2 protein-coding genes and 1 pseudogene are annotated in these 2,306 nt (G+C 63.9%); all 3 read right to left on the bottom strand.

Annotated features, from left to right (window positions below; translation table 11 throughout):
* Positions 1-189: 189 nt before the first annotated feature.
* A complete protein-coding gene (locus tag AQJ30_RS36325; protein ID WP_245727322.1) occupies positions 190-591 on the bottom strand; it encodes a toxin-antitoxin system YwqK family antitoxin in 402 nt (133 codons plus the stop codon).
* A gap of 22 nt (positions 592-613) precedes the next feature.
* Positions 614-1,255, bottom strand: a complete 642-nt coding sequence (locus AQJ30_RS36330) for a hypothetical protein (RefSeq protein ID WP_211279172.1) — start codon at positions 1,253-1,255, stop codon at positions 614-616.
* Between the two features lie 9 nt (positions 1,256-1,264).
* Positions 1,265-2,306: pseudogene (locus AQJ30_RS39050) on the bottom strand (hypothetical protein); the annotation flags it as partial.

The raw sequence follows: 2,306 nt of genomic DNA on the forward strand, positions 1-2,306 counted from the left end.
GAAGGGCCCCCGTCCAGGTCACTGGGTCACTGCTCTCACGTCACAGCGCACTACACGCAGACTCATCCCTATCAACAGAGGGATTGCCTGTGCAATCGGGTACCCCGCGCCGTCACAGAGGCACCACAAACCCGTGACCAAGTCACAGGAACACAAGGGCCATTGTAGGCAAAACCGACACCTAACGGTTCACCCGAGCTCCACCACGCCCCGCCGGCTACCGCCGTCTGCATGCCACGCTCTCGTCGGCACCCCACCCTCGTCCCACTCCCGGTGGGCCAGCAACCTCCCGCCATCTCCAGAGAAGACCCGCTCGGAGGCCAAAGCGCCGTTTGGGTGCCACTCCCGCGAGAGCCCGACGGCGCGCCCGTTGATCGCCACCATCTCGTACCTGAGCGTGCCGTCCCGGTACCAACCCCTGCTGGGCCCGTGCAGTAAGCCGTCCGCATAGGTTTCAAGGCTGACCCGCGCACCGAGGAGATACTCCTCCACCTCTCCCGTAAAGAGCTGTCCCCGGTACAACAACCGCATTGCCATGTCCATGTCGACCTTGGGGTCGTCGATGTCGACACGTGTCGCCGTGCGAGCCAAGTCACAACCTTGCTGATCAGCCTCAGAGTTGATCGGTGAGGTCGGGGCCTCGACCGTCAACCACGTCCGGCTCCATGACCCCGTAACCCACGGCCGTCCCGAAGTACGTCGCTTCCCCGGGCTCGGCCGGCACGCCCAGCAGCACTTCCAACTCCTTCAAGGCGGCAGCCAGGCGGGGAGCATTGTTGCGATGAACCTCCGGATGCGGAAGACCCCGAAAGTCGAACGGACCCCAGACGTCATGGAACACGGAGACATCAGCGGAGAGACCGAGTGGCTCGGACGAGACCGTCAGTTCAACCAGGCGCTCTTCGCGATGCTGGACACCGTCCGCATCTGACCACACACCGGTCCCGACCACACGCAAACCGCTCGTCTCCGCTTCCGGGAAAGCGACGGGGCGTAGTTCCTCGACCCTCCGGGATGTCCATTCGTCATCCAGCGGCCGCAAGAGCCCCACGCTGGACTTCCCGACAGCGCCCCCCATGTCGGGTACGAGCCAGAACCATTCCAGCGTGGTTGGTTGCAGGAGATCATGTTTCTGCAAAACCGCAGACATTCGCGCGGCAACGGTCAGCGCCGACCGCAGCCCCGGCGGCGCATAGTCTTCGAGGTCCCAAAACCAAGAGGCGCATTCACGCGGCGCGCGCATGAGGACAGACATTCAATTCCCTTACGGATATGTGGGACCGTTGGCCGGAACGGTGATGGACCCGTCCCTGAACCGGAGAACAAAGGTGGCGTTGGTGATTCTAGCGCGATGGGCGATACGACCCAAGATCTTATCCGTAAGAGCAGCTTTAGTGTCGTGCACATCCAGAATAGCTACTTTCTGACCGTCGATGTTGCCGATCAGCTGCTTCTCTGCGATACCGCGTGTCGCACTGTTGAGGCTCGATGCGCTATTCACATCTTTGAGCTGAGCTCCGTACTCAATGCGGTCGCCGGATCGCACGAGCACGTCAAGGTCCAACCCATCACCTGGCACCTTCCATTCGAAGGCCAGGCCTTTGACACCACGAGCCTGCAGATCCGCCGCGTGTTCCATCGCCATGTATACGGCAGGCGACATGTCGCTGGCCTTGCTGACCTGCTTGCACTGGGACAGCAGCTCACTGTATCCGGGAAGATGCGACAGCTTTCCTTCGCTGATGTACTTGGCGATTCCTGCGCCATACTCGCTCTTGCGCAGCCCAGTGAGGCACTTCTCGATGTCGTGGGGTGCCATTTTCGACTTCGCAAGCTGTTCCGCGACGACTGCTTCCTGGTCCGGCTGCAGGCGGCCAGTCGGCTGTGAGGCCTTCTCATCACCTTCGCTGTAGTCCACCCTTTCCGGCTCATGTCCATGGCCAGGACCGCCGGAGGAATTGTCCCCTCCGCCAGTACTGTTCTCATGGCCAACTGTCGCCGGACCCCCGTCACGGCCATTGCCCCCAAGGCCGTGGCCCCCCGCGTCGTCGCCATGGCCCGTACCGGGGCCGTCGGTGTCGCCGTGCCCGCTCGTGTTGCCGTCGTGGTGACCCGGCCCCGAACCGTCGTGAGCGCCGTCGGCCGAGTGGCCATTCGGGCCCTCGCCCGGGCCGTCGCCATGACCGCTCGGGTGGGTGCTCGGCGGCTCATGGCTCGCCGACGGCCCGGCGCCGTGCTCGTGGGCCGAGCCGCCCGGTAGATCGCTCCCCGCGTGGCCGCCCGGCAGGTCACCACCCACGTGCCCG

The sequence above is a fragment of the Streptomyces longwoodensis genome, assembly GCF_001514125.1.
In the GTDB taxonomy this organism is placed as follows: Bacteria; Actinomycetota; Actinomycetes; order Streptomycetales; family Streptomycetaceae; genus Streptomyces; species Streptomyces longwoodensis.

Bases quoted from the DNA above. Each gene is read 5' to 3' on its own strand.
- AQJ30_RS36330 (WP_211279172.1), bottom strand. From the start codon at position 1,255: ATGTCTGTCCTCATGCGCGCGCCGCGTGAATGCGCCTCTTGGTTTTGG.